General features: G+C 40.5%; 21 protein-coding genes. 7 read left to right on the forward strand and 14 right to left on the reverse strand.

Features of this window, described 5'->3' with window-relative positions:
• Positions 1–367 precede the first annotated feature (367 nt).
• Positions 368–3127: a DNA polymerase I gene (polA, locus tag AN944_RS16895; RefSeq protein ID WP_055025821.1), complete on the reverse strand. Its 2760-nt coding sequence runs from the start codon at positions 3125–3127 to the stop codon at positions 368–370.
• Positions 3128–3512: 385 nt separating this feature from the next.
• Here polA and elbB point away from each other — a divergent pair, with 385 nt between their 5' ends.
• Entirely contained in the window at positions 3513–4166 is a 654-nt protein-coding gene (elbB, locus tag AN944_RS16900) for an isoprenoid biosynthesis glyoxalase ElbB (RefSeq protein ID WP_055025822.1), read from the forward strand.
• Positions 4167–4268: 102 nt separating this feature from the next.
• On the opposite strand, the gene glpG is transcribed toward elbB, so the two are convergent.
• The 5 genes from glpG to AN944_RS16925 form a co-directional block, all read right to left on the reverse strand.
• Positions 4269–5123 (reverse strand): rhomboid family intramembrane serine protease GlpG, encoded by an 855-nt coding sequence (gene glpG / locus AN944_RS16905; protein WP_055025823.1) that lies wholly within the window; start codon positions 5121–5123, stop codon positions 4269–4271.
• Positions 5120–5428: a thiosulfate sulfurtransferase GlpE gene (gene glpE / locus AN944_RS16910; RefSeq protein WP_055025824.1), complete on the reverse strand. Its 309-nt coding sequence runs from the start codon at positions 5426–5428 to the stop codon at positions 5120–5122. The genes glpG and glpE overlap by 4 nt, the downstream gene beginning before the upstream one ends.
• Before the next feature lie 106 nt (positions 5429–5534).
• Entirely contained in the window at positions 5535–6560 is a 1026-nt protein-coding gene (gene tdh, locus AN944_RS16915; protein WP_055025825.1) for an L-threonine 3-dehydrogenase, read from the reverse strand.
• Between the two features lie 10 nt (positions 6561–6570).
• Positions 6571–7764 carry a glycine C-acetyltransferase gene (locus AN944_RS16920; RefSeq protein WP_055025826.1) on the reverse strand — a complete coding sequence of 398 codons (1194 nt, stop codon included), beginning with the start codon at positions 7762–7764 and terminating at the stop codon, positions 6571–6573.
• A gap of 273 nt (positions 7765–8037) precedes the next feature.
• Positions 8038–8694 carry a TetR/AcrR family transcriptional regulator gene (locus AN944_RS16925; RefSeq protein WP_055025827.1) on the reverse strand — a complete coding sequence of 219 codons (657 nt, stop codon included), beginning with the start codon at positions 8692–8694 and terminating at the stop codon, positions 8038–8040.
• A gap of 303 nt (positions 8695–8997) precedes the next feature.
• Here AN944_RS16925 and waaA point away from each other — a divergent pair, with 303 nt between their 5' ends.
• On the forward strand, positions 8998–10293 hold the full coding sequence (gene waaA / locus AN944_RS16930; protein WP_055025828.1) for a lipid IV(A) 3-deoxy-D-manno-octulosonic acid transferase: 1296 nt from the start codon (positions 8998–9000) through the stop codon (positions 10291–10293).
• Positions 10294–10301: 8 nt separating this feature from the next.
• On the opposite strand, the gene AN944_RS16935 is transcribed toward waaA, so the two are convergent.
• Positions 10302–11018 carry a 3-deoxy-D-manno-octulosonic acid kinase gene (locus AN944_RS16935; RefSeq protein ID WP_055025829.1) on the reverse strand — a complete coding sequence of 239 codons (717 nt, stop codon included), beginning with the start codon at positions 11016–11018 and terminating at the stop codon, positions 10302–10304.
• Positions 11019–11122: 104 nt separating this feature from the next.
• On the opposite strand from AN944_RS16935, the gene AN944_RS16940 reads away from it, so the two are divergent.
• Positions 11123–12154 (forward strand): glycosyltransferase family 9 protein, encoded by a 1032-nt coding sequence (locus tag AN944_RS16940; protein WP_055025830.1) that lies wholly within the window; start codon positions 11123–11125, stop codon positions 12152–12154.
• Positions 12155–12525: 371 nt separating this feature from the next.
• Here AN944_RS16940 and AN944_RS16945 read toward each other — a convergent pair whose 3' ends face one another.
• From AN944_RS16945 to AN944_RS16955, 3 genes are all read right to left on the reverse strand, one after another.
• Positions 12526–13374, reverse strand: coding sequence for a glycosyltransferase (locus tag AN944_RS16945; RefSeq protein ID WP_055025831.1), 849 nt, complete (start codon positions 13372–13374; stop codon positions 12526–12528).
• Between the two features lie 26 nt (positions 13375–13400).
• Positions 13401–14510, reverse strand: a complete 1110-nt coding sequence (locus tag AN944_RS16950; protein ID WP_055025868.1) for a glycosyltransferase family 9 protein — start codon at positions 14508–14510, stop codon at positions 13401–13403.
• A gap of 87 nt (positions 14511–14597) precedes the next feature.
• The gene (locus AN944_RS16955; RefSeq protein WP_055025832.1) at positions 14598–15671 is read right to left on the reverse strand and encodes a CDP-glycerol glycerophosphotransferase family protein; all 1074 of its coding nucleotides are present in this window, start codon (positions 15669–15671) and stop codon (positions 14598–14600) included.
• Positions 15672–15820: 149 nt separating this feature from the next.
• On the opposite strand from AN944_RS16955, the gene AN944_RS21905 reads away from it, so the two are divergent.
• Together AN944_RS21905 and AN944_RS16965 are read left to right on the forward strand one after the other, a co-directional pair.
• Positions 15821–16702, forward strand: a complete 882-nt coding sequence (locus AN944_RS21905) for an adenylyltransferase/cytidyltransferase family protein (protein ID WP_225442137.1) — start codon at positions 15821–15823, stop codon at positions 16700–16702.
• 94 nt (positions 16703–16796) lie between these two features.
• Entirely contained in the window at positions 16797–17549 is a 753-nt protein-coding gene (locus AN944_RS16965) for a glycosyltransferase family 25 protein (protein WP_055025833.1), read from the forward strand.
• Positions 17550–17639: 90 nt separating this feature from the next.
• Here AN944_RS16965 and AN944_RS16970 read toward each other — a convergent pair whose 3' ends face one another.
• Both AN944_RS16970 and wecB read right to left on the reverse strand, forming a co-directional pair.
• Entirely contained in the window at positions 17640–18773 is a 1134-nt protein-coding gene (locus tag AN944_RS16970; protein WP_055025834.1) for a glycosyltransferase family 4 protein, read from the reverse strand.
• Positions 18774–18786: 13 nt separating this feature from the next.
• Positions 18787–19920, reverse strand: coding sequence for a non-hydrolyzing UDP-N-acetylglucosamine 2-epimerase (gene wecB / locus AN944_RS16975; protein WP_268788288.1), 1134 nt, complete (start codon positions 19918–19920; stop codon positions 18787–18789).
• 240 nt (positions 19921–20160) lie between these two features.
• On the opposite strand from wecB, the gene coaD reads away from it, so the two are divergent.
• A complete protein-coding gene (coaD, locus tag AN944_RS16980; protein ID WP_055025835.1) occupies positions 20161–20652 on the forward strand; it encodes a pantetheine-phosphate adenylyltransferase in 492 nt (163 codons plus the stop codon).
• 63 nt (positions 20653–20715) lie between these two features.
• Positions 20716–22242, forward strand: coding sequence for a capsule assembly Wzi family protein (locus tag AN944_RS16985; protein WP_082420045.1), 1527 nt, complete (start codon positions 20716–20718; stop codon positions 22240–22242).
• 103 nt (positions 22243–22345) lie between these two features.
• Here AN944_RS16985 and mutM read toward each other — a convergent pair whose 3' ends face one another.
• Positions 22346–23161 (reverse strand): bifunctional DNA-formamidopyrimidine glycosylase/DNA-(apurinic or apyrimidinic site) lyase, encoded by an 816-nt coding sequence (gene mutM, locus AN944_RS16990; RefSeq protein ID WP_055025836.1) that lies wholly within the window; start codon positions 23159–23161, stop codon positions 22346–22348.
• A gap of 85 nt (positions 23162–23246) precedes the next feature.
• Complete coding sequence (locus AN944_RS16995; protein WP_055025837.1) at positions 23247–23702, reverse strand: hypothetical protein; 456 nt, start codon at positions 23700–23702, stop codon at positions 23247–23249.
• Between the last annotated feature and the right edge of the window lie 78 nt (positions 23703–23780).

Below are 23780 nucleotides of genomic sequence, written 5' to 3' on the forward strand. Positions count from 1 at the left end.
TCTAAAATAAATTTTTGGCAAAAAAAAAGCTCCAGCACAAAAATGCTGGAGCGCCATAATTCGGCTTGTCACTATTTCTAGCGAATAAAAAAGGTCTGAAAGATGGAACATCTTAACCTCTGTACCCTACGCAAATGATAATACGTCATTAGTCTTAAAATGAAAAACTGTTTTTTATAAAAATGAACAATAATGTGAAGTTTGACACAAATGTCGTTGAAAAAATCGCCTTGTCGATGAAATTAGCTTCAAAAAAAACAATCCCGCAGTGATAAAACTACGGGATTGTCGGGTTTTGTATTGAAGCTGTTGTGATTTTTATATGTTAGGACAACTTATATAAACCTAAATAACATATTCGATATGGCTAATGCGCTTCATCCCAGTTGTCACCGATACCAGCTTCAGCTAATAAGGTCACATCAAGGCTTGCTGCTTGAGCCATCAATTCACATACTTTTGCCTGTAGTGCATCAGCTTTTGATTCATCAATTTCGAATACCAACTCATCGTGTACTTGCATGATCATGGTTATTTCGCCGTTTGTCTCTGACTTAATCCATTGGTCGATGGTAATCATCGCCTTTTTAATGATGTCAGCTGCTGTACCTTGCATTGGGGCGTTAATTGCTGCCCGCTCAGCGGCTTGGCGTCGCATAGCATTACGGTCTTTAATATCTGGCAGATACAATCTTCTTCCATATAGGGTTTCAACATAGCCGACTTCGGCAGCAAGCGCGCGCGTGTCTTCCATGTATTTAAGCACCCCAGGATATCGAGCAAAGTAGGTATCGATATAGGTTTGAGCTTCTTTACGTGGAATATCCAATTGTTTAGCCAGTCCAAAGGCTGACATACCGTAGATTAGTCCGAAATTAACCGCTTTAGCACGGCGGCGCTGCTCAGTGGTGACTTCTTCAAAGTGAACGCCAAAGACTTCAGCTGCGGTAGCTTTGTGAATATCTTTATTCTCAGCGAATGCGGTCAATAAACCTTTATCCTGAGATAAGTGAGCCATAATACGCAGTTCAATTTGAGAGTAATCAGCAGCCAGAACTTTACGACCTTCTGGTGCGATAAACGCTTGCCTAATCCGACGACCTTCCTCTGTTCGGATAGGGATATTCTGTAGGTTGGGCTCGCTTGATGATAAGCGACCTGTAGCGGCATTAGCTTGGTGGTAACTAGTATGTACTCGGCCCGTTTCAGCATTGACCATTAAAGGAAGCTTATCGGTATATGTGCTTTTCAGTTTGGATAAACTGCGGTGTTGTAAAATTAACTTAGGTAACGGGTAGTCTAATGCTAATTCAATCAATACATCTTCAGCTGTAGATGGTGCGCCTTTTGGTGTTTTTTTGATGATCGGGTATCCGAGCTTCTCAAAAAATAACGCTTGTAGTTGCTTTGGAGAGCTTAAATTAAACTTCTCGCCAGCAATGTCATAGGCCTTGGTTTCAAGCTCATCAATTTTCTGGGCTAACTCATCACTTTGCTGGCTCAGCAGCATGCTATCAATCAATACACCTTGGCGCTCAATGTCTGATAACACTTGAATAAGCGGCAGCTCTAGATCGTTAAATACCGAAGTTAGCTTGGCTTCTTTTTCTACTCTTGGCCATAAATGTTGGTGCAAACGTAAGGTAATATCAGCATCTTCTGCTGCATAAGGGCTGGCTACATCTAATTCGATTTGGTTAAAAGTCAGCTGCTTTGCACCTTTACCGGCAATTTCTTCAAAGCTAATATTTTTATGGCCTAAGTATTTAAGCGCTAATCCATCCATATCATGGCGTGAAGCGACAGAGTTAAATACGTAAGACTCAAGCATAGTATCAAATTGGACCCCTTTTAGGGTGATCCCAGCATTGGCAAAAATACTGATGTCGTACTTAAGGTTTTGGCCGACTTTTTTGATGCTATCACTTTCAAGAATTGGCCTTAGTTGCTCTAAAGCATATTCCATAGGAAGTTGCTCAGGTGCATCTAAATAATCGTGTGCTAGTGGAAGGTAAGCGGCTTTGCCCGCTTCAATGGCAAACGAAATGCCAACTAGCTTAGCTTCCATATAATTTAAGCTGGTGGTTTCGGTATCAACTGCAATGAGTTCAGCTTTAGACAGTTTACTAATCCAATTAGCTAAATCAGTTTCGGTTAATATTGTCTCATATTCAACATCAATGGCAGGAGTGGCTTCTTGGACTTCGTTAGTCGTGGTGGCTGTTGCTGTAGAAAAGGCTGATTTGTTTTCTAACACCTCAGCTAACCAGCGTTTAAACTCCATTTCCCCGAACAGTTTAATTAACTCGTCACGGTTTTGTGGTTGAATTTCGAGAGGCGCCCAATCATCATCCCATTCAACATCGGTTTTGATGGTCGCAAGATCGTAAGATAATTGAAGCATTTCTTTGTTGTCTTCAATCTTTTTAGGCATGGTTTTAGAGCCACGGAATGTTACATCTAAAACACTTTGTGGATTTGCGATTAGCTTATCGACACCTCCTACACCTGTCAGCATTGCCAATGCGGTTTTTTCTCCGACACCTGGTAAGCCAGGTATGTTATCGGCTTTATCACCCATCATGGCCAATAAGTCGATAATGAGCTCGGGTCCAACGCCAAATTTTTCGGTTACTTCAGCTGGGCCCATAATGGTATCTGTCATGGTATTAATGAGTGTGACATTGTCATCAACTAATTGCGCCATATCTTTATCACCCGTGCTGATAAGGGTGGCGCGGCCTTCTTTGCTGGCTTTTAGTGCAATAGTACCGATGACATCATCAGCTTCGACACCTGGAATACAAATTAGGGGTAATCCCAGCGCATGAATAATGGCGTGAAGTGGGGCGATTTGTGAGCGTAAATCATCCGGCATAGGAGGACGCTGTGCTTTGTACTCACTATACATATCATTACGGAATGTTTTTCCTTTAGCGTCGAAAACCACTGCAATATGGCTAGGGTTATAGCGACTCATTAAGCTGCGAAGCATATTGACTACACCATACACAGCACCTGTTGCTTCGCCTTTTGAATTAGTCAAATGTGGTGGTGCATAAAACGCACGATAAAGATAAGAAGATCCATCCACAAGGACGAGTGGGTTATTGGGGATTGTTGGCATAGTCTGTTTTCATTTTCAGTATTCTGAGATGGCCTTAGAATGCCACATACAAGGATTTTCGGCCACGGAAAATTAACTCTCAGGCTGTGGATAACTCTGTGAGTGAATTAATTTATCTTATAAAGGTGTTTTAATTACGACTGGGAATAAAACGTTTAAACTATTGAAAATAAATGTTTTTTAATATTTTTGTGAGTTCAATTGTAGTTTTTAAAAATATTCCTAATTTGTGGACTTTTTTAATATCTTTCTTGATTTAGTCAATTATTTGGTACAGTTTTTAAACCATGAAATAATTTCGAGAAACTAAGTTAGCATGTTTTTTAATCAGATCAATAGATTTGTTTAAAAAAAGTTAAATTAAGCCACTTTATAGGGATCTAAAATGAAAAATATTGCTGTGTTACTGAGCGGTTGTGGTGTTTATGATGGCGCAGAAATACACGAGTCAGTGTTAACCTTGCTGGCGTTATCAAAAGCAGGGACTAATTATCAATGCTTTGCACCTGATGTTGAACAAATGCATGTGGTGAATCATCTTAATGGCGAAATAAATGGTGCAGAAACTCGTAACGTTTTGCAAGAGTCTGCCAGAATTTGTCGCGGTGAAGTGCTAAACGTTCAGTCATTAGATATCACTGAATATGATGGTTTGATTGTGCCTGGCGGTTTTGGTGCGGCAAAAAACTTATGCGATTTCGCCGTCGCAGGAAGTGGCAGTACAGTTGAGCCTAGTGTCGAAGCGTTTATTCAAGAATTTGCTTTAGTGAAGAAACCTATCGGGTTTATGTGTATTGCGCCGGTTATGATCCCTAGCATTTTTAAAACCAACCCTATTGGCACGATCGGTAATGATAGTGGAACCGCCCAGGCCTTCACGGAAATGGGGGGCGAGCACCGTGATGCTACCGTTGAAGATATTATCGTTGATACACACAATAACATCGTATCCACACCTGCTTACATGCTTGCGAATAGCATTGCAGAGGCAAATGTAGGTATTGAAAAGCTAGTGGCTAAAGTACTTGAAATGACGTGATTAAAAAATGTACTTGTCATACATTACTCTTAACGCTGAACTGGAATGAAGGGACATATTCGATTCTCGATAGCGTAACCTGTGAAGTTATCGAGACAGGAGTTACTGATCGACCCGAGTATTGCTTTGCCTTTGGCTATCAAAAAAGCCTTGTGCTAATCCGACTAACAAGCCTCCGATATGTGCGCCGTTGGCTATTGGCATTCCCAGTAGATCGGTAAAGCCTAAAACTAACCAAATCAGCATAAAAGTCATATAACTATTGGGTAAGCCAATACCTGCATCTGGTTTTCGTTGACCCATAATCCAAGTATATCCAACAACGGCGTAAACGACGCCAGATAAACCACCAAAGTTAGGGCCTGTCATCATATATTGCACTAGGCTTGGCAAGGTGCCGGCAACGACCAGTAATATCAACAGTGGTCGTGTGCCAAGTTTTGTTTCTATTTTACCGCCTAAATACCACCACCAAAGTAAATTGAAGATAAGATGCATGGCTGAAAAGTGCATTAAGCTAGGGGTAAAGACACGCCAAACTTGGCTAAAGTCGCTACCTGGAACTGCCCCAAAGAAGGACAAAGCGCTAAAAACGTGATTAGCAAAGCCGAGGTTCATCGCTGCAAAGACAACCATGCAGATAAAAAAAGTGATTAGGGTTAAAGGGCCTGCTCCGGTAATAAATTGTTGCACCAAGCCTAAAGAGGACGAGCCATAATCGAGCTTAGTTTGGGTTGAACCATTATCCCAAGAGGCTTCTAAATATTTTTTTTGATATGGGTTTTGTCTAAAAAGCTCGAATTCATGCTTGGCTTGTTCAGCTTTTGTTTCATCATATACGACCAGAGATACCCCGTTTGCAGTCACAACGGGTACACACTCAATATCTAACCCTTTCAAGTAGTCGATAAAAGCTTGAGCTGCGCGTGCGTGGGGTAACTGGCCGATCTCAATCATGCGTGCGCTGCGCTCCAAGCTGTAAAGCCACCGTCTAAGCTATATACGTCATCAAATCCTTGTTCAATTAAGTAACCTGCTGCACCTTGACTACTAATGCCGTGATAACAGACAACGACTAATGGCATATCCATGTCCGCTTCTGCTATTACATGAGCAATGTTTTCATTAGTGAGATGAATTGAACCTTCAATATGACCTGCTGCATAACTCGCAGCATCACGGATATCGACGATTTGGACATCACTTGAGTCTGCTGTCATATGGATTAATTCATTGATTGAAAGGTGCTTAAATGTGCTCATGCTATACCGCTGCTATGTGAAATGAGATAAAAGTAATAACTGAAGTATCTAATAAGGGGCTGTCTTGATACAACCCCTTTATTATTGCGGTAATTTACGATGGGAATTAATCCCAGTTTAAAATGACCTTACCTGATTGACCTGAACGCATAGCATCGAAGCCTTGTTGGAAATCATCAATTGAGAAGTGATGAGTAATGATAGGTGATAAATCTAAACCAGACTGGATTAGACTTGCCATTTTGTACCATGTCTCAAACATCTCACGACCGTAAATACCTTTAAGGATAAGCCCTTTAAAGATCACTTTACTCCAATCAATGGCCATGTCGCCACCAGGAATACCTAACATGGCAATTTTGCCACCGTGGTTCATGGTATCGAGCATAGAATGGAACGCAGAAGGAACGCCTGACATTTCTAACCCGACATCAAATCCTTCGGTCATGCCTAAGTCATTCATGACATCTTTTAAGTCTTCTTTAGCCACATTAACCGCGCGTGTTGCGCCCATTTTTCGTGCTAAATCGAGACGATACTCATTGACGTCTGTAATGACCACATGACGAGCGCCAACGTGCTTACATACGGCTGCAGCCATAATACCAATAGGGCCAGCACCAGTAATCAGTACATCTTCACCAACCACATCAAATGACAATGCGGTATGAACGGCATTACCGAATGGATCAAATACAGACGCTAATTCATCTGAGATATCATCCGGGATTTTAAAGGCGTTGAAAGCAGGAATAACTAGGTATTCTGCGAATGCGCCATCACGGTTAACACCAACACCTGAGGTATTACGGCATAAGTGAGTGCGGCCGCCACGACAGTTTCGGCAGTGACCACAGGTAATGTGGCCTTCGCCTGAAACTCTGTCTCCGACAGTAAAGCCACGAACCTCTTGGCCCATATCAACGACTTCACCGACATACTCGTGGCCTACAACCATAGGCACAGGAATGGTGTTTTGTGACCATTCGTCCCAGTTGTAAATATGAACATCAGTGCCACAAATAGCGGTTTTGCGAATTTTAATCAGTAGATCGTTGTGACCCATTTCTGGCTTGGGTGCATCAACCATCCAGATGCCTTCTTCAGGCTTTAACTTACTTAATGCTTTCATTGTTAGGACCTTAAATTATGCCCATTTCTTTACCAATACGGGTAAAGGCTTCAATGGCTTTATCGATTTGTGGGCGAGTATGTGCAGCTGACATTTGGGTACGAATACGCGCTTGGCCTTTTGGCACAACTGGGAAAGAGAAGCCTACAACATAGATGTTTTCAGCTAATAAGCGATTTGAAAAGTCACCTGCTAGTTTTGCATCACCAATCATGACTGGAATAATGGCATGATCTGCACCTGCTAAGGTAAAGCCTGCTTTGGTCATTTCTTCACGGAAATAACGGCTGTTTTCCCATACTGCTTCACGAAGAGCATGACCAGACTTCAGCATTTCAAGCACATGAATTGATGCGCTGACAATTGAAGGTGCTAAAGAGTTAGAAAATAAGTAAGGACGTGAGCGTTGACGCAACCAATCAATGACTTCTTTTTTGCCCGAAGTGAATCCACCAGATGCACCGCCTAACGCTTTACCTAGTGTGCCTGTGATAATGTCTACACGATCCATCACTTGGCAAAACTCGTGAGTTCCACGACCGTTCTCACCGACAAATCCAACTGCATGAGAGTCATCAACCATAACCAGTGCGCCGTATTTATCAGCTAAATCGCAAACACCTTGAAGGTTGGCAATAACACCATCCATTGAAAACACACCGTCTGTCGCAATAAGAATATCGCGAGCCCCCGCTTCTTTCGCTGCTTTTAATTGTGTTTCTAAATCAGTCATGTCGTTGTTGGCATAACGGAAACGCTTGGCTTTACATAAACGGACACCATCAATAATTGATGCGTGGTTTAATGCATCAGACACGATAGCATCTTCAGGGCCTAGTAAGGTTTCAAATAGACCTGCGTTGGCATCGAAACAAGAAGAATACAAAATAGTATCTTCCATGCCTAAAAATTCACTGAGGCTATTTTCTAGTTGTTTATGGATATTTTGTGTTCCACAAATAAAACGAACAGATGCCATACCAAAACCATGAGTATTTAACCCGTTTTGAGCAGCATTAATTAATTCAGGGTGATTTGCTAGGCCTAAATAGTTGTTGGCACAGAAGTTAATGACTTCTTCACTATTTACATTAATCGCCGTTTGCTGGGCTGAAGTGATAACACGTTCACTTTTGTATAAGCCTTCAGCTTTAACGTCGACAAGTTGTTGATTTATGCGGTCGTAAAATGAGGTAGAGGCCACCTGATTTCTCCTAAATATAGTTTTAATATGGAAATCTTTGGCGGCATTCTAACCTTAATTTTACTGGCTCTACAGTGTTTTTTTTAACCTGCGTAGCGATATAAAAATGATTAGGGCTAGGGCTGTTTTCACATTAGATATACTAATCATTAACACCGTTTTGTTAAGTGCTGAATAATGAAGGGTTTATCATGTTAAAAGTCAGTGAACCGCCAATTTACAGCTATATTTTAGTCGTAAAAAGGCGGTTTGTATGCGTATGTTTGCTGGGTTTTATGCTGCTGCGTCACGTTCTTGAGACGCTATATCAAGATAATGTTGTTCAAGGCGGGTGAATGTTGGCTCTGAACTTTGGGTTGAATAGGCTTTGAAGATCATCAGCACTCGTAACAAGCCCTCATATAGCGTGGCTTTAGTGATAGTAGATGTACTTGATTGTGTAAGTTGATAACTAATCCAAAAACTGACCATCATCTTTATCGTATCGGCTAAAGCAGTAACCTTGGCGTCTTCTATCTCAAGAAAACCATCACTAATTAACTTACGTAATACATCGCTTGAACGACGTAATACCTGTTCTTGCGCAGTTAAATATCGTGTTTTAAGTGCTTCATCACGGCTTAATATGTCTGCAAGATTGGCGTACATGAAACGGAACTGCCATAAGGTATAAAACATGGCATCAAAATAGCCCATCAATAGCTCAATATCGACTGTCGTGTCTTCATATGGCTTAAAGCCAGACTCTAAGTGACTTTCGTACAGAGCAAAAATAGAGTTGATGATGTCCTCTTTATTGCGGAAGTGATAATAAAGATTTCCAGGGCTTATTCCGAGATGAGCAGCAATATGGTTGGTGGTAATATTACGTTCACCGTGTTCATTAAAGAGTTCAAGACTGGCAAAAACAATTTTATCGCGGGTTTTCATATCGGTTCCAATTATCAATTGCTAACTATAGGAGTCTTGGTGACCCAATAAGACGCTTAATGCATATCCTTATGAATCTTATATTAAAACACACTTACATCTGGTCAGTTCAGCCTTAATCACATTGAGAACTAGGTCTTGATGCCCAATGGCAGTTTTGAAGGCGACATAAACAACAGCATTTAGGTTATACAACATAGCTCACTATACGAAGAATATGTTGCTGTAACACTTATTTATGTGGTTTTGGTTTATGTTAACATTGTGTTTATCTGACAAGCAAAATTGATTAAGACTCTTTTCATGACTCGTGGCCTATATTCTATCCTCTTATACCTATTATCACCTTTAGTGGTGTTATATTTTGCTTTTCGTGGCCTCAAAAGTCCTGCGTATCGTTTACGTTGGGCTGAGCGTTTTGGTATTGCGCGCCTTAATGAAACGGATGTGCATATTCATAGTGTTTCAATGGGTGAAACGCTGGCGGCGATTCCACTGATTAACCATCTAATGGATCAATATCCCAATCTATCTTTTACGATTACCACGACCAGTCCAACCGGTTCAGATGAAGTGCGTAAAGCGTTTGCGCAGCATTTAGGTAACCGGGTGCAGCATTGTTATTTGCCATTAGATTTTAGTCTCAGTGTGCAGCGTTTTTTAGGTCAAATTAACCCGAAACTAATGGTAATTATGGAAACTGAGTTATGGCCGAACTTAGTTCATTTTGCCCGAAAGCGCGGGGTTAAAGTGGTGTTAGCTAATGCAAGGTTATCTGCAAAATCAGCGGCTAAATATCAAAAGAAACCTGCGTTAAGTCAGCCTATGCTAACCAGTTTAGATGCGATAGCTGTGCAAACAAGCACAGAGGCGGAGCGATTTGCGTCTTTAGGTGTGCATGCTGAACAGTTACATATTTGCGGTAGCTTAAAATTTGATTTACAGATTGATGAGGGTAAACATCAACAAGCCAAAGCGTTACGCCAGCAGTGGGGGCGAGTACAAACGCCAATATGGGTCGCTGGTAGCGTTCACCCTGGTGAGTTTGAAATAATGCTTGCTGCTCATCAACAAATATTATCCCAATACCCGAATGCACTTATGATTATGGCTCCACGTCATCCAGAGCAATTTAATGTGGCAGCGGTAACAACGACGCAGTTTGGTTTATCATTAGCAAGACGCAGTATGAATGAACCAGTGAGCGAAAATACGCAAGTGTTATTAGGTGACACCATGGGTGAATTGCTAATGTTATATGGCACAGCTGATGCTGCTTTTGTTGGCGGGACACTGATAGAAAATGGCGGTCACAACCCGCTTGAACCTGCAGCAATGGGGTTACCTGTCAGTGTAGGACCGCACCATTGGGATTTTGCAGAGATTACTGAGTTACTACAAAAAGCAGGTGGATTAACTGTGGTATCAGATGCTGAGCAGCTCGCATTGCAGCTATTAGCTTACTTTGATGATCAACATCAACATCAACATCAAAATGCAGCTAATGCCGGCTTAGGCGTGGTAAGCCAAAACCGCGGAGCCCTACAAAAGCAGCTTGATGTTATCGAGGAGCAATTAAAACAGGCGCAGATGATATAGATATCGTATCAATTATTAATGTTAGCCTGATAACCTTTTAATAATGCTTGCCAATGTTCAGAACAAAAGTTAAGCGAAGCGAGTTTGGTTTTTTCTTTATTAAATGAACGTAATAAACGCGCTAAGTTTGCTTGTTGCCATGCACTTGCGGGTGTTTTTATTTCACCCCGATCAAAGTCGATGAGGTAAAATTCGCCTTTAGCAAACAGAATATTTTTAGCATTCAGATCGGCGTGATAAACCCCGCGATTATGAAAGGTCGCGATTAATTGACCTAATTGTTGCCATTGCTCATTTGTCATCGTTTGAGTGGATAAATAAGCGACTAAATCTTTGGCTCCATCAATGAGTTCGATAAGTAAATCAGCGCGGTACCAAATACCGAATCGTTCAACATTGGCTGCAATTGGGCGAGGAACAGGCAAACCTTCTGCATGTAGCTTTTCTAATAAGGCAAGTTCTGCAATAGCTCGAGTGCGTTGCATGCCCGTATAAATGTAAGCATCTCGGCTTAGCTTTTCTATTAACCCACCTCGCCAATAATGACGAAGCACCCATTGTTGTTGATTGTACTCAACAAACCAAGTGGTATAACGCCCTTTTGATTGACCGATGACAGCATTGCGCTGTTGCCAATAATCGGCTTGAAACTGAGCTGGAGTAAGGTGTTGTGCAAGAGGTTCGCACCATGCGATAACCCCATTACCTGTTGATTCAATTTGCATAGGTCAATTAATAATGCGTTGATTTGTCTGTGGCTAAAAAAGATATTCTACATTAAGATCGAATGCTTGTACTTATATTCCCTTTGCATTGATAGTGGTAATCCATGAAAGCAGACTTTTCGTCAATGAAATCATTATGTTTACTCCGTTTATCCGCTATTGGTGATGTATGTCATGCTGTGGCAATGGTGCAAGCGATTCAACGTCAGTATCCTGATTTAGCCGTGACTTGGGTGATAGGCAAGGTTGAATATCAGTTGCTCAAGCATTTGCCTGGCATCCGCTTTGTTATTTTTGATAAATCTCAAGGTTGGCGAAGTTATGGGAAGTTACGTCAAGACTTAGCGGGGCAGAGGTTTGATGTTTTGTTGCACATGCAGGTGGCGCTAAGAGCAACCATCGCTTCGTTGATTATTTCGGCGAAAGTGAGAGTGGGCTTTGATAAAGCACGCGCTAAAGAAGGACAGTGGTTGGTGACCAATCATGCCGTCGAACCCTTGGCAACCCCTCATGTGTTAGAAGGCTTTATGGGGTTTGCTAAAATCATTGGTGTGAAAGACTTATCGCCGAAGTGGAATATTCCAGTATTAGAGTCAGATAGCGAGTTTGCAAATGAGCTGATTGCTGAAACTGAAAAAGTGTTAGTTATTTGCCCAGCAGCAAGTAAAGCAGAACGTAATTGGTTACCAGAGCGTTATGCTGCAGTGGCTGATCATGCCGTATCAAAAGGCTATCGGGTCATATTGTGTGGCGGCCCTAGTCAGCTCGAAGTTGATTTAGCGGCATCAATTAACCATTTTGCCTCGCAATCGATAGAAAACAAGGTGGGGCAAACTACACTGACTCAATTATTAGCCGTGTTAAATAGGGCCTCTATAGTGATTGCTCCTGATACCGGCCCTGCTCATATGGCCGTTACTCAAGGCACCCCAGTGATAGGGTTATACGCACACTCTAACCCTGGGCGAACTGGGCCATATATGTCCTTAATGCAAGTGGTGAGTGTGTATGATGAAGTGATTCGTCAGCAATTCCCTAACATGACGATCCCTTGGGGAAAACGGGCCAAAGGGGATGACTTGATGAGCTTGATAAGCGTTGAGAAAGTGATTCAGCAGTTTGATAGTATGACTTAGCAATCTAATGATTGCTAAGTATCTACTTTAAATTAAATTTATAGCCACTTTCTACCAATTGTAGGCTTACCAATTGAGTTTAAAATGTTTTGAGGTGCATCGCTTTTTTGCGAGAAGTTTAGTAAATAAATTCCATGCATTCAATTTTATTGACGCTTCTCTTCTGGAGAGACATTATCTGAATATAATTGGCAGTAATTATCCACATAACGAACTTCACAACGTGGGCACTTAATACGATACCTTTGCCAGAGTAAAGAATAAAGCTGGCTTTTGATAACCTTTGTTTAAGAGTTATGTCACTTATAAGTCTCTATCACACGGCACAGCAATAAATGTTGTGTGTTGTTAATGTGACAGAGGCAAGGACATCAATATTTGTGTTGAGGGTGAAAAAGCCCAAAAACCGCGCTTAAAAAAGGAATTGGAAGTTTAGATTTTCTGTGTTGTTTAAGCATGTACCAGTGCCATGACTGCTGCTTAAACTCAAGCTTGTCTTGTTCAGATAATTCGTTTGAAAAAAAGTCACAATAATCAATAATATATTTTAGTTCACGCATAGGTATTTTTTCGCGATACCCCCTGCCTGCATAATGAATGAAGCTCGCTTCTTTATAGCCTTCTAAGCCAAGTAGAGGCATTCTATTAAATGATTTATCGATACAGTGGTACTTAATTTTCTCTCGAAAAATAAGATAGTTTATGTAAGTTTGGTCGTAAAATTTTACCTCGTTACACACCTTTTGCATCTCTTCTGCACTTGCATTGATAAATAAGTTTGATTGTTTAGAAACTAAAATCATACCAGAGTTAAAGTACACCATTGCATCATCAAGAGTAGGCCAGTCTACTTCACCTAAAATACTACTGATTTTGTTGGCATGTTCAGAGCGATCTTTATAAGCCCCTTCATTGAACATATATACAGTCTCTAAAGAATTGTATTGTTCAAATATATTTTCCGCCCAAGGTGTAATAATCATATCGGCGTCGATATATAGCACTCTATCGTATTCTTTTAATAACTCGGCTATATATAACTTTTCAGACCAAGCTGGACTTGCATCGTAGTATTTATTTTTAACGTTAAGCTGATAATGTAGCTCGTTTGAAACAATCAAATCAGCACCTACTTTGTCAGCGTAGGAACTGAAACTATCGATGGCGGCGCGATACATTGGGTTATCGCCTATGGCGAGAGTAAATATTGCTATTTTCATCTTGATTTGTTTTTAACCCTTAATATTTAGTGAACCATTGTTAGATATTGCTGGTAAACGGTTTCAACACTGATATCTGACACATGGCCCTTACCTTCAGTTGCATATAATACGTGAGACTGTTTACTTGCTGGCGGAGCCCAATAGGGCTTTTTAGATCGCATCATAGAAATTAAAGGGCGTTTAGCTGCAAATGCAAAATGCAAAATAGCTGTATCGACGGTGATGACAAAGTCCGAATGAGAGATCAGTGATGGTAATTCAAAGAAGTGATCTTCTACTGTGAATACGACGACTTGAAAAGAAGTCTGGGATGTAAATTCATTTACTTTTTGCACCGTTTCATCAAAATTCTCTTTAGTAACATTAATAATGAAGCGCCCGTCGGTTGACACTTTGGCAAGTAAAGTTATTAATTCAAAGAGTTGTGATAAGTGCCAATCTTTTTTGGTATTTGTCGATAAATGATTGAGGAAATATAATTTTCCTTGTCTATCCTGGTTATTAAATTTATTTAATAACCATTTTTTACTTACACTATCCATTTGATTTGGTATGTCTAGTGTTGGCATAAATTGTGATTTATCGAGTGTAACGTTACATATTTTATTGAAAACGGCATAAAACCTATCAGTAATATGATGATTTTTATCTAGTTCACTAGTATCTAGCGCAATAACGTGATCACTATGCCTAAAAATCAAGCGATTAAACAATCCATTGTAAGGTTGCTTAGTGATACTTGAAGCAATGAATGCTTTTGGCGCTATTTCTCTTGCTATTTGTGAATAACGAGCACTTTTACTTGCAGAATGACAGATAATAATGTCGTAGTCATTAGCTTTAGCTTGTTGGATCTGTGCTTGATGATCTGAAGCCGATTTAGTACAACCGTAGCTGATATTAAACGAGGAGTCTGAAGCTATCCATTGTTGCAAAATTGCGCTTCTAGATAACCGCCAACTTGTGTCTGTACAACGGTTATCGTCTAGCCAAATATCCAATGTGATATGCGGGTTTTGAGCTTTAAGAGCAATTAAAAATGTTTTTAGATATAGAAAGTCACCTAATGCTAGTGGCGACATGAATAACATTCGCTGACAAGATTGTAATTGTGATGCAGAGATTATAGCCATATTTTTATTCATTTATCATTGAATCAACCGTTCAATAATTCCTATGTAAGTAAACCAGTTAACGAATTTATCAATTGTGGTAATTCTTTACACTGATGGATAATTCTCAAGGTATTCAACGATCCGCTTTGATGCTTTTCCATCTGTGGGGCCAACATGTTCATCCGTATATATTTGCCTATTGGCTTCGTATTGTTCTGGGTGGGCTAATTGTTGTGGAACAGCAGAAATCAACTCAGAATATTTGTTTACATGTAACCCTATATCGCTATAAAGCACATTATCTTTACCGAAGCGCTTTACAAAACGAAAGTGAAAAATGCCGCGATATGACCATTTGAGTTTAAAAAAATTGCATACGATAACCGGTTTTGCCAATGCGGAAAACTCGAATAAAGTACTGGATGCTTCACTGAGTAAAATATCTGCATTCTGCATAAAAGGGAGCAGTGAAATATCTTCAGCAGAAGCAACATATACATTACTAAATGCTGACCATTTCTTTAATTTTAGCTGTTGATTTTTGAATTTATCTCTCATCTGGGTTAACGAATGAGGTTTAATAAGAATATTGTAATCTGCAAAATCTTTCGGCCAATTATCAGGAAAACATTCTAAGGAGCTCGGATTAAATGTCGGAGCGTACAGAATCGTTTTCTTATTACTATCTAGACCTATTTTGTCTAAATCTAACCCAGGCTCTTGATGATTAATGATTGGGTCTAATTTTGAAAACCCGACCTGAACAAAGTTATCGTCAGGGTAAAATTCTTTGATTTTGGCTAATCGCAACGACCCTTCAATAAATCTTACTGTCATCGGAGTGATAGATTTATGGTAATAAGAAGGTTTAGGTCCTATACCGTGGCCAAGTTGAGCCGTTTTTGAGTACTGATGGATACTGTCGAGATAAGTACATTTATTACCGAAGAAAATCCAGTCAGGTTTTTGAGCGAGGTAGAGTGTTTCTGCTTCACTATCATCATTAACCCAAAGGCACGCTAAATCTAATTTATTAAAAATTTGCTGAACGACATCCTTCTCATTGCGCTCATGATAACAAACGAGTTTAACAGAATGACCTTGTTTTTTTAATTCTTGAATAATAGGAACGTACTGGGGAAGATAATACACATTGAGAGTATCGAAAAAAATTAGCATGATATTCCTATTAATTATGCTTCAAAGATGTTTACAGTGTTTAATTATATGTTAGTTAATCTTAAGCAATCAAATTCCAACTACCGATTTGTTACATTGGTACTTTCAAACAGACTAACTCGTAGACGGCTTTACAATATTGAACTAAAATGTTTCCCACAATTCTACTGTGTACTGAATTCATGCCTCAAGTAACGCTTAAAAAATTTGCCTACCCTGAAAGTCTTATTAAATCTTATCAGCACTGGGATTTATTACTCAGACCTGAACAACCAACATTAGGTTCAATGGTGTTGATATGTAAAGAGAGTGTGCATCAATATTCTTCGATTTCAAAAGAAGCTGCTGACGAACAGTCACTAATCATCTCTGATATCGAAAGAGTGCTAAAAAAGCGTTTTGATTATACAAAAATTAACTATTTGATGCTGATGATGGTCGACCCTGACGTACATTTTCATGTGATACCGCGTTATGAGTCACCTGTTGAATTCTGCGACAAAGTGTTTACTGATAAACAATGGCCGAACCAGCCGAGTCTTGCCAATGAATTGCAACTTGATGATATTTATCAGCAAGAGTTATTAAAAACCCTCAAAAGTGACTTCATTTCTCTTGAGTCAAAAGAGACAACGAAGAAATATCGACGAATGTATACATCTGGGTGTTTCGATATTTTTCATCAAGGTCATTTGAATATTCTAAAGAAAACCAAAGAGCTGTGCGATTATCTTATCGTGGGAGTGTCTACCGATGAGGTGATAATTAATTCCAAAGGTCGCCCTCCGATTATTCCATTTGAAGAACGGATTTCGATTCTGGAAGCCAACCGCTACGTTGATGAAGTGATCCCTCAGGTTGATAAGAATAAGCAGGCAGTCGTTGATCAATATAATATCGATGCAATATCAGTTGGTTCAGATTGGAAAGGAAAATATCCACCAGTTACGTGTGAAATGGTTTATTTTGATTACACGCCGAATGTTAGTTCAACCGTGTTAAAGCAAAAATTAAATATCACGCCAAAGTAGAGTATTACAGACAAAATGAAGAGCCATCAATGAGTCGCTTTTTGACTGTGTAGAATATTATATAGATAAGCCCAAGGATGGTAGAAGAGACATTATGCAGTTTAAAGTGTTTGTAATAAATCTTGATAAAAGCACCGAAAGAATGGCTTTTATGCGTCAACAGCTAGAACTACTCAATATAGACTATGAAAGAGTACCGGCTGTATATGGCAAAGACCTAGATGATGCTGAAATCCACGCTGTCTTCAATGAAAAAGCGAATCTTGCAAAGTACGATAAAGTGCTTAACGTGGGTGAAATTGGCTGTTATCTGAGCCATATAAACTGCTGGAACATGATGGTTTCGCAAGGATTAGATTTTGCGCTTATTCTAGAGGATGACTCAGTGCTTAACCCTGAGTTACTCTCACTGATACAGAGCATTAGCCAATTACCTTCTTCATGGGATTATATTAAGTTATGTCATGGTCGAAAGCAGAAAAAAGTCATTGATAGTATTGAGTTAACAGAGCTATTTTCATTGTCGACCTGTTTAAAGTTACCGTCTTCCACTCGCGGGCAATTTGTATCGATATCAGGGGCCCAAAAGTTATTAGCTAGCGCTACTCCGATTACGAGGCCAATTGATATCGATATACAGTATTGGTATGAAAAATCATTAGCTTGCTATGTCGTTAAACCCTTTCCGGTATTAGAGGCTGATTTTGAAAGTGAAATCTGCACTTTAGAAAATAGAAATAATGCTAAAAAACATCCTGTGAGACGTATTTGGCAAAAGGTGTGTTTTGAAGCTAACGTGCGGATAAATAGAAATAAGTTACCTGATATTAATCAGTTAAAGCGTTAAATATTAATGTTTTTACTTTAAAAGCGACAATAGCAATATTGTCGCTTTTTTTGATTCTTGTGGCTGTGATTTTTAGTCGATAAACAAGATTTAATGACAAGCTTTAGAAGGTAAGCTTTTTATGACATCAACCCAAGCCCGAGACCATTGCGCTTGCGAGCAGACGTGTTTAATTGACTCATATCCATTGATTGCCAGCTGTTGAGTTTGGTTTATATCATTAATTGCTCGGTAAATAACCCGTTCAAACTCATTAGCATTAGGCATAACCAAATGGCCGTTATAGCCGTCGATAATTAAGTTTGAAAGGCCTCCTACATTGCTGCTTATTACCAAACAGCCCGCTGCCATAGCTTCAATCATGGACAATGATGTGCCTTCTGAACCTAAGGTTGGAATAACCGCTATATGATGTTGCTGGTGGATGTGAAAACTTTCTTGGGCTTGATACTGAGTGATTGTAACTCGAGGATGTTTTGCAAAGGCTTTTTCGAGTAAAGGCTGAAGTGGCCCCTCTCCAGCGAATGTGACCTCGAGGTGTTCAAATTGATTTAACAGTTTTTCAATTACTGGCGCAATTATCGCAATACCTCGGTAGTCAACGAACCGTCTTGCGATGATGAGTTTGAGAGGTTGCGGCGATTGAGCCCATTTCTGTAGCAACTGGTCTGTGGATAATCGTTGTTGATAAAAATTATAGATGACTTTGATTTGTTGGGCTTGGGGGCTGCACCAAGTGCGATACCAGTTTACAAAGTTATGATCGACGCAAATGAGTGTATCGCTTTTTCTAGCAAATTTTAGATACTTATAATGATTCAACAGCGAAGACACAAACTGCCCTAAAAATGACGAGTTAGTTTGGGGCTTGTCCCATGACACTCCATGTTGAATACCGACTGTGGCGAGTCCAGGTATTTTGACTGCATAAGAATCAGTGGCGAAGATAACCACATCGCCTTCTTTGGCATGTTGTTTAACCCATTGTGCTAACGCAAACTTTTTACTATTTCCCCGATATATGCCTGTTGTGACTCCATTGATAATCACGTCTTCTCTTTCAAGACAAAAAGACGTTTTAGCTGGTTGAACAATTTGAGTTCGCCATTGCTGAGTCTTAAATGTCTCAATGAGGCTCATAATATAGTTTTCAATTCCGCCAATGGTGTGTACCTCACCTTGTGGGGTAAACATTGAGCGATAGATGATAAAAATATTTTTCATGGACTAGCCTGCATTAAATGAGTTGGTAATGGCGCAATATTTGCGTTTGAATTCGTTGACAGGCTTGTCCGTCGCCATAGGGGTTACTAGGTTTTGTATTCTGTTCTTGTTGCTCAAGTAAGGTCGTGACAGCGTTAACGATACGATCAGTATCGGTTCCTACAAGGTTGACTGTTCCGGCTTCAAGCGCCTCAATACGTTCGGTTTTATCTCTAAGCACTAATACGGGTTTGTGAAGTGCTGGCGCTTCCTCTTGGACGCCTCCAGAGTCGGTTAAAATAATATCTGCACGATCCATGAGATAAACAAAAGAAGGGTAATCTTGTGGCGCAATGAGATGAACGTTATCAATATTACCAAGGTATTGATTCACAGGGGCTTGCACCTGTGGATTTAAATGTACTGGATAGATGATAGCGACATTAGGATATGTAGTGGCTATCTTTTGTAATGCCAAACAAATGTTCTCAAAACCTGTGCCAAAATTTTCCCGTCTGTGGCCTGTAACCAGTATCACTTTTTGATAGCTTACGCTGTTAAGTAGCTCAGTTAATGCCGTTGGCTGAAATCCATTTTCATGATTTGAAGCAACTGTTTGCAGTAACGCATCAATCACGGTATTGCCTGTGATATGGACATTATCAGGTTGATGCCCCTCAGCGAGTAAGTTATTTGCAGCCGTTTGAGTGGGCGCGAAATGGTGTTTAGCGAGTGTGGCTGTCAGTTTTCTATTGGCCTCTTCTGGCCAAGGTGATTGCAAATCGCCGGTTCTGAGGCCTGCTTCAACATGACCCACATCGACTTTTTTATAGAAGGCGGCAAGTGCAGCCGCAAATGAAGTAGTCGTATCTCCATGAACTAACACCAGTTGAGGTTGAAAGTCGTTAATAACATGACTTGTTCCCTCAATAATGGCGGAAGTTAACCATTCAAGAGATTGTTGCGACTTCATCAAGTTCAGGTCGTAATCAGGGGTAATATTAAATAAGCCTAATACTTGGTCTAGCATTTCTCGGTGTTGACCTGTAACGCAAACTCGCACCTCTAAACTAGGGTGCTGAGCAAGTAGTTTTGCCAGTGGGCTCATTTTAATTGCTTCTGGGCGGGTGCCGAAAACCAGTAAAACTTTAAAGGGGAGTAAGTTCAATTGAATAGCTATACAGGTCGAAATAGGATTAATGCTGATTTTACCTGTTATTTTTTATGATAACCATGCACTGAAAGTATTTGATTTACGTTATCGAGGCATTTTATCGATATTAATTTTGCTGTCATTGTCGGCCTTGTAGTATTATTTGGCGGCCTAGTTGACCGATAATGAACCTTGTTTAGTTCTGAATGATATACTCTTCAACGGACTGAATTCACTGATATAGCGAATACTTACATGCATAGACGTGCAATATATCCAGGAACGTTTGATCCTGTTACCAATGGCCATGCTGATCTGATAGAACGTGCTGCGAGACTTTTCCGACACGTTATCATTGGTATTGCCTCAAATCCGTCCAAAAAGCCTATGTTCACGCTTGAAGAAAGAGTGGAGCAAGTGAACCTTGTGACGGCACATTTAGACAACGTAGAAGTTGTCGGCTTTACTGGATTGTTGGTTGATTTTGCTAAAGAACAACAAGCCAGTGTACTTGTGCGTGGTTTAAGAGCAGTGTCGGACTTTGAATATGAATTTCAATTGGCCAACATGAATCGTCGATTAAGCCCTGATTTAGAAAGTGTGTTTTTAACACCTGCCGAAGAAAACTCTTTTATCTCTTCAACTTTAGTTAAAGAGGTTGCTTTACACGGCGGCGATGTGAGTCAATTTGTGCACCAAGATGTGGCGATTTCCTTGTTGGATAAAATTGCCTCGACTAAGTCTTAGCAACGTAACGTGAAATGGACTTTTCAAATACGTTAATCTTTTTAATTACCTATTAAGCACAGCATGAAACTATCTCAGTCGTTATCTCAAAAGTGTACGTTATCAAAACGATCCATTAGAAAACATCTCACCACACTGAGCCTGGCTGGGTGTTGTTTAAGTGCTTCTGTTGTGGCTGCCCCATGGGTCGACACTTCTGATATTTATCTTCGTGCCGACATTCAAGCGCTTGCCGATGCAGGAGTGATTACCGTACCCATTAATACTTTTCCGCTCATGTGGTCAGGTATCGGTAATGATTTGAGAAAAGCTGAGCCATCAATTATGTCTCCGGCGCTAGTTGATGCTTTTGCGAGGGTTAACTTTTACTACCAAAATGCAATTGAAAATAGAGGTAATACGACAATTGCCGCAACGGCAGCGACTGATGAAGCTCGCTTTCAGCATTTTGGCTCAGATTATCGTGAAAAAGGTGAACTCACCGCTTCCCATGAATATCTTGGCGAGCGATTCGCTTATAAGGTTACAGCGTCAGCAAATTACGACCCACAAGATGATAAGACATTTCGATTAGATGATTCATATATGGCTGTGGTGTTAGGCAACTGGATTGTTACGGCAGGCACCATAGAGCAATGGTGGGGGCCGGGGTTTGATTCTGGTTTACATAAATCAAATAATGCCCGTCCAATGCCTTCGTTAATGGTCTCTCGTAACAATGCAGAAGCTTTTGAGACACCTTGGTTATCATGGTTAGGCACTTGGACACTAACTGGTGGCATCAGCATGATGGAAGAAGAAAGGTATGCTCCTCATGCGTTGTTATGGAACTTACGAGCTTCTATTAAACCGTTAAGACAGCTTGAAATTGGCCTATCTTGGACCACACAATTTTGCGGTGAAGGTCAGGAGTGTGATTTAGATAGTGCATGGAAGTCCATTACAGGGCTGCGTGATTGTCGCGGCTTTGAAGATGGTGACTGTTCCAACTATGGCAACCAAATGGCAGGCTTCGATGTACGCTATTCAGAAACCTTCTGGGATGTCCCTGTGGGGATCTTTTTAGAGCGTACCTGTGAAGACTCTAAAGGCGACCCATGGGAAATTGTCGATTGTGGAAAAATGTACGGCGTAGATACCCGCTTTAGTTTCGACTCTCAACAGTACAAATTGTTTTTTGAGTACACAGACACCATGGTTTATTGTGGTGAAGACTCGACCAAGTTTAATTGTTTTTATGAGCATAGTACCTATAAAAGTGGCTCACGTTATCATGGCCGAGCCTTTGGCAGCACTTACGACAGCGATGCGCAGGTATATGCTTTAGGGTTAGTAGGGCAATTTAAAAACAGCCATGCATTTACCTCAATATTTAGGTATGCACAGTTAAATAAAGATGGAGAAAGTCCAAGCCATGGCTGGGCGCCGCAGCCGCCTAAAGAAGATTTGTTGATGTTAGAGCTGTCTTACAGAATGCCACTGATGAGCGGTATGATGACCTTTGGCGGAACCGTGTCACAATCTGAATTTGAAGTGGAAGACTCTGAAACCGACGGTACTTTATTTACGCGCTACGAGTACAAGTTCTAAGATGATTTGCTAAAAAAGCCTCAACATTGTTTGAGGCTTTTTATTAGCGTTATTCCATTAAATTACTTTCTGAAAAAATTCCACAGGCTAAAGTCTAGTGAGCTTAATGGCTTTGGCACACACCACAAAAAACCGTAGTTCGCTGACCCAGCTTTATTTCACTGAGTAAGTTACCACATGCGGTGCAAGTTTCACCGCCGCGGCCATAAACATGGAGCTTTTGCGCAAAATAGCCTGGTTTACCGTCTGCGTTGGTGAAGTCTTTAAGTGTTGTGCCGCCTTGTTTAATTGCTTGGGCAAGGATTTGTTTTACTTCAGAGACCAATATTGTCAGTCTGTCTATATCAATGTTGCCAGCCGCTGCTTGCGGGTGAATTCCGGCGGCAAAAAGTGCTTCGTTAGCGTAAATGTTTCCTACGCCCACCACGATGTGGTTGTCCATTAAACACAGTTTGATGGCTTTCTTTTTATTGGTTAATGCCTGTTGTAACTGTTGTGGGTTAAAGCCGTCACTAAGAGGCTCTGGCCCCAATTTTGACAGTAGCGGGTGTCCATCTTCTGGCAGTTCATACCAAAGCCAAGCCCCAAATCGTCGAGGGTCGTTGTATCTCAGAACTCGGCCATTTTCTAATACGAGGTCGATATGATCATGTTTCTCGACGGGGGTATTCGCTGGCAGGATGCGTAAGCTGCCAGACATACCAAGGTGGACAATGGTAATCCCCGCATCGGTGTCGATTAATAAGTATTTGGCTCGGCGGCGAACCTGCTTAATGGTTTGCCCTATAATGTTTTTACAAATATCAGGTACAGGCCAACGCAAAGAGGCGTTTCTAATGACTAAATCGCGTACGGTTTGATCAACAAGATGCGGTGATACACCTTGCTTAGTGACTTCTACTTCTGGTAATTCAGGCATATGAATCCATTTTATTGTCTATTAGCTAAGTTTGACGCTGGTGGCGTTTACTTGGTCTTTATCGTTACTCACTAGATGATGATAATTATTGGGTTGAGATAATCGGTGCTAACTCATTGCGTAAGCTTGGTGGTATTTGATACCAATTGCTTGATGCCGATTGTAAAAGCCCTTCAGCAGGATAGTACTGCCAATGTTGCGCTTGTTGTTGATGATTTATGGCAATGGTCAATGTTACGGAGGCGGTAAGCAATTGGATCTCATTCGCAGGCATTTGAACCGCTGAAACCATTAGTTTTGACCAAGCAGTAGCAAGGGGTTGGCAATTGAGTACGCTATCGTCACAACGCCATTGAGAGGCTGACTTATTAAGCCATATACCATTAAATTGCAATTGGGTTAACTGGTTGCTTTCATCAAATAATGCATGAGCATCATCTGGCATTTTATTGGTTTTGGAGTCGATAAAGGTTAACACTGCAACCATAAAGACACAGGCAATGATGAGAATGTTGTTCCATTTTTTTCGAGATAAAGCCATAAACTAATGCATTACTGCTTGTGAGTCCGATAGTGTCCCTAAGTGTATAGCAAAATACTGGTGAGCAAAAAGTGAATA

This window comes from Shewanella sp. P1-14-1 (assembly GCF_001401775.1).
In the GTDB taxonomy this organism is placed as follows: domain Bacteria; phylum Pseudomonadota; class Gammaproteobacteria; order Enterobacterales; family Shewanellaceae; genus Shewanella; species Shewanella japonica.

Excerpts from the sequence above, each read along its gene's own strand:
- AN944_RS16995 (WP_055025837.1), bottom strand. The coding sequence starts at position 23,702 with ATGGCTTTATCTCGAAAAAAATGGAACAACATTCTCATCATTGCCTGT.
- mutM (WP_055025836.1), bottom strand. The coding sequence starts at position 23,161 with ATGCCTGAATTACCAGAAGTAGAAGTCACTAAGCAAGGTGTATCACCG.
- polA (WP_055025821.1), bottom strand. The coding sequence starts at position 3,127 with ATGCCAACAATCCCCAATAACCCACTCGTCCTTGTGGATGGATCTTCT.
- AN944_RS16935 (WP_055025829.1), bottom strand. The coding sequence starts at position 11,018 with ATGCAAATTGAATCAACAGGTAATGGGGTTATCGCATGGTGCGAACCT.
- tdh (WP_055025825.1), bottom strand. The coding sequence starts at position 6,560 with ATGAAAGCATTAAGTAAGTTAAAGCCTGAAGAAGGCATCTGGATGGTT.
- glpE (WP_055025824.1), bottom strand. The coding sequence starts at position 5,428 with ATGAGCACATTTAAGCACCTTTCAATCAATGAATTAATCCATATGACA.
- AN944_RS16965 (WP_055025833.1), top strand. The coding sequence starts at position 16,797 with ATGCAGTTTAAAGTGTTTGTAATAAATCTTGATAAAAGCACCGAAAGA.
- AN944_RS16940 (WP_055025830.1), top strand. The coding sequence starts at position 11,123 with ATGAAAGCAGACTTTTCGTCAATGAAATCATTATGTTTACTCCGTTTA.
- waaA (WP_055025828.1), top strand. The coding sequence starts at position 8,998 with ATGACTCGTGGCCTATATTCTATCCTCTTATACCTATTATCACCTTTA.
- AN944_RS16985 (WP_082420045.1), top strand. The coding sequence starts at position 20,716 with ATGAAACTATCTCAGTCGTTATCTCAAAAGTGTACGTTATCAAAACGA.
- AN944_RS16925 (WP_055025827.1), bottom strand. The coding sequence starts at position 8,694 with ATGAAAACCCGCGATAAAATTGTTTTTGCCAGTCTTGAACTCTTTAAT.
- AN944_RS16970 (WP_055025834.1), bottom strand. The coding sequence starts at position 18,773 with ATGAAAAATATTTTTATCATCTATCGCTCAATGTTTACCCCACAAGGT.
- AN944_RS21905 (WP_225442137.1), top strand. The coding sequence starts at position 15,821 with ATGTTTCCCACAATTCTACTGTGTACTGAATTCATGCCTCAAGTAACG.
- elbB (WP_055025822.1), top strand. The coding sequence starts at position 3,513 with ATGAAAAATATTGCTGTGTTACTGAGCGGTTGTGGTGTTTATGATGGC.
- AN944_RS16945 (WP_055025831.1), bottom strand. The coding sequence starts at position 13,374 with ATGAAAATAGCAATATTTACTCTCGCCATAGGCGATAACCCAATGTAT.
- AN944_RS16955 (WP_055025832.1), bottom strand. The coding sequence starts at position 15,671 with ATGCTAATTTTTTTCGATACTCTCAATGTGTATTATCTTCCCCAGTAC.
- glpG (WP_055025823.1), bottom strand. The coding sequence starts at position 5,123 with ATGATTGAGATCGGCCAGTTACCCCACGCACGCGCAGCTCAAGCTTTT.
- AN944_RS16950 (WP_055025868.1), bottom strand. The coding sequence starts at position 14,510 with ATGGCTATAATCTCTGCATCACAATTACAATCTTGTCAGCGAATGTTA.
- coaD (WP_055025835.1), top strand. The coding sequence starts at position 20,161 with ATGCATAGACGTGCAATATATCCAGGAACGTTTGATCCTGTTACCAAT.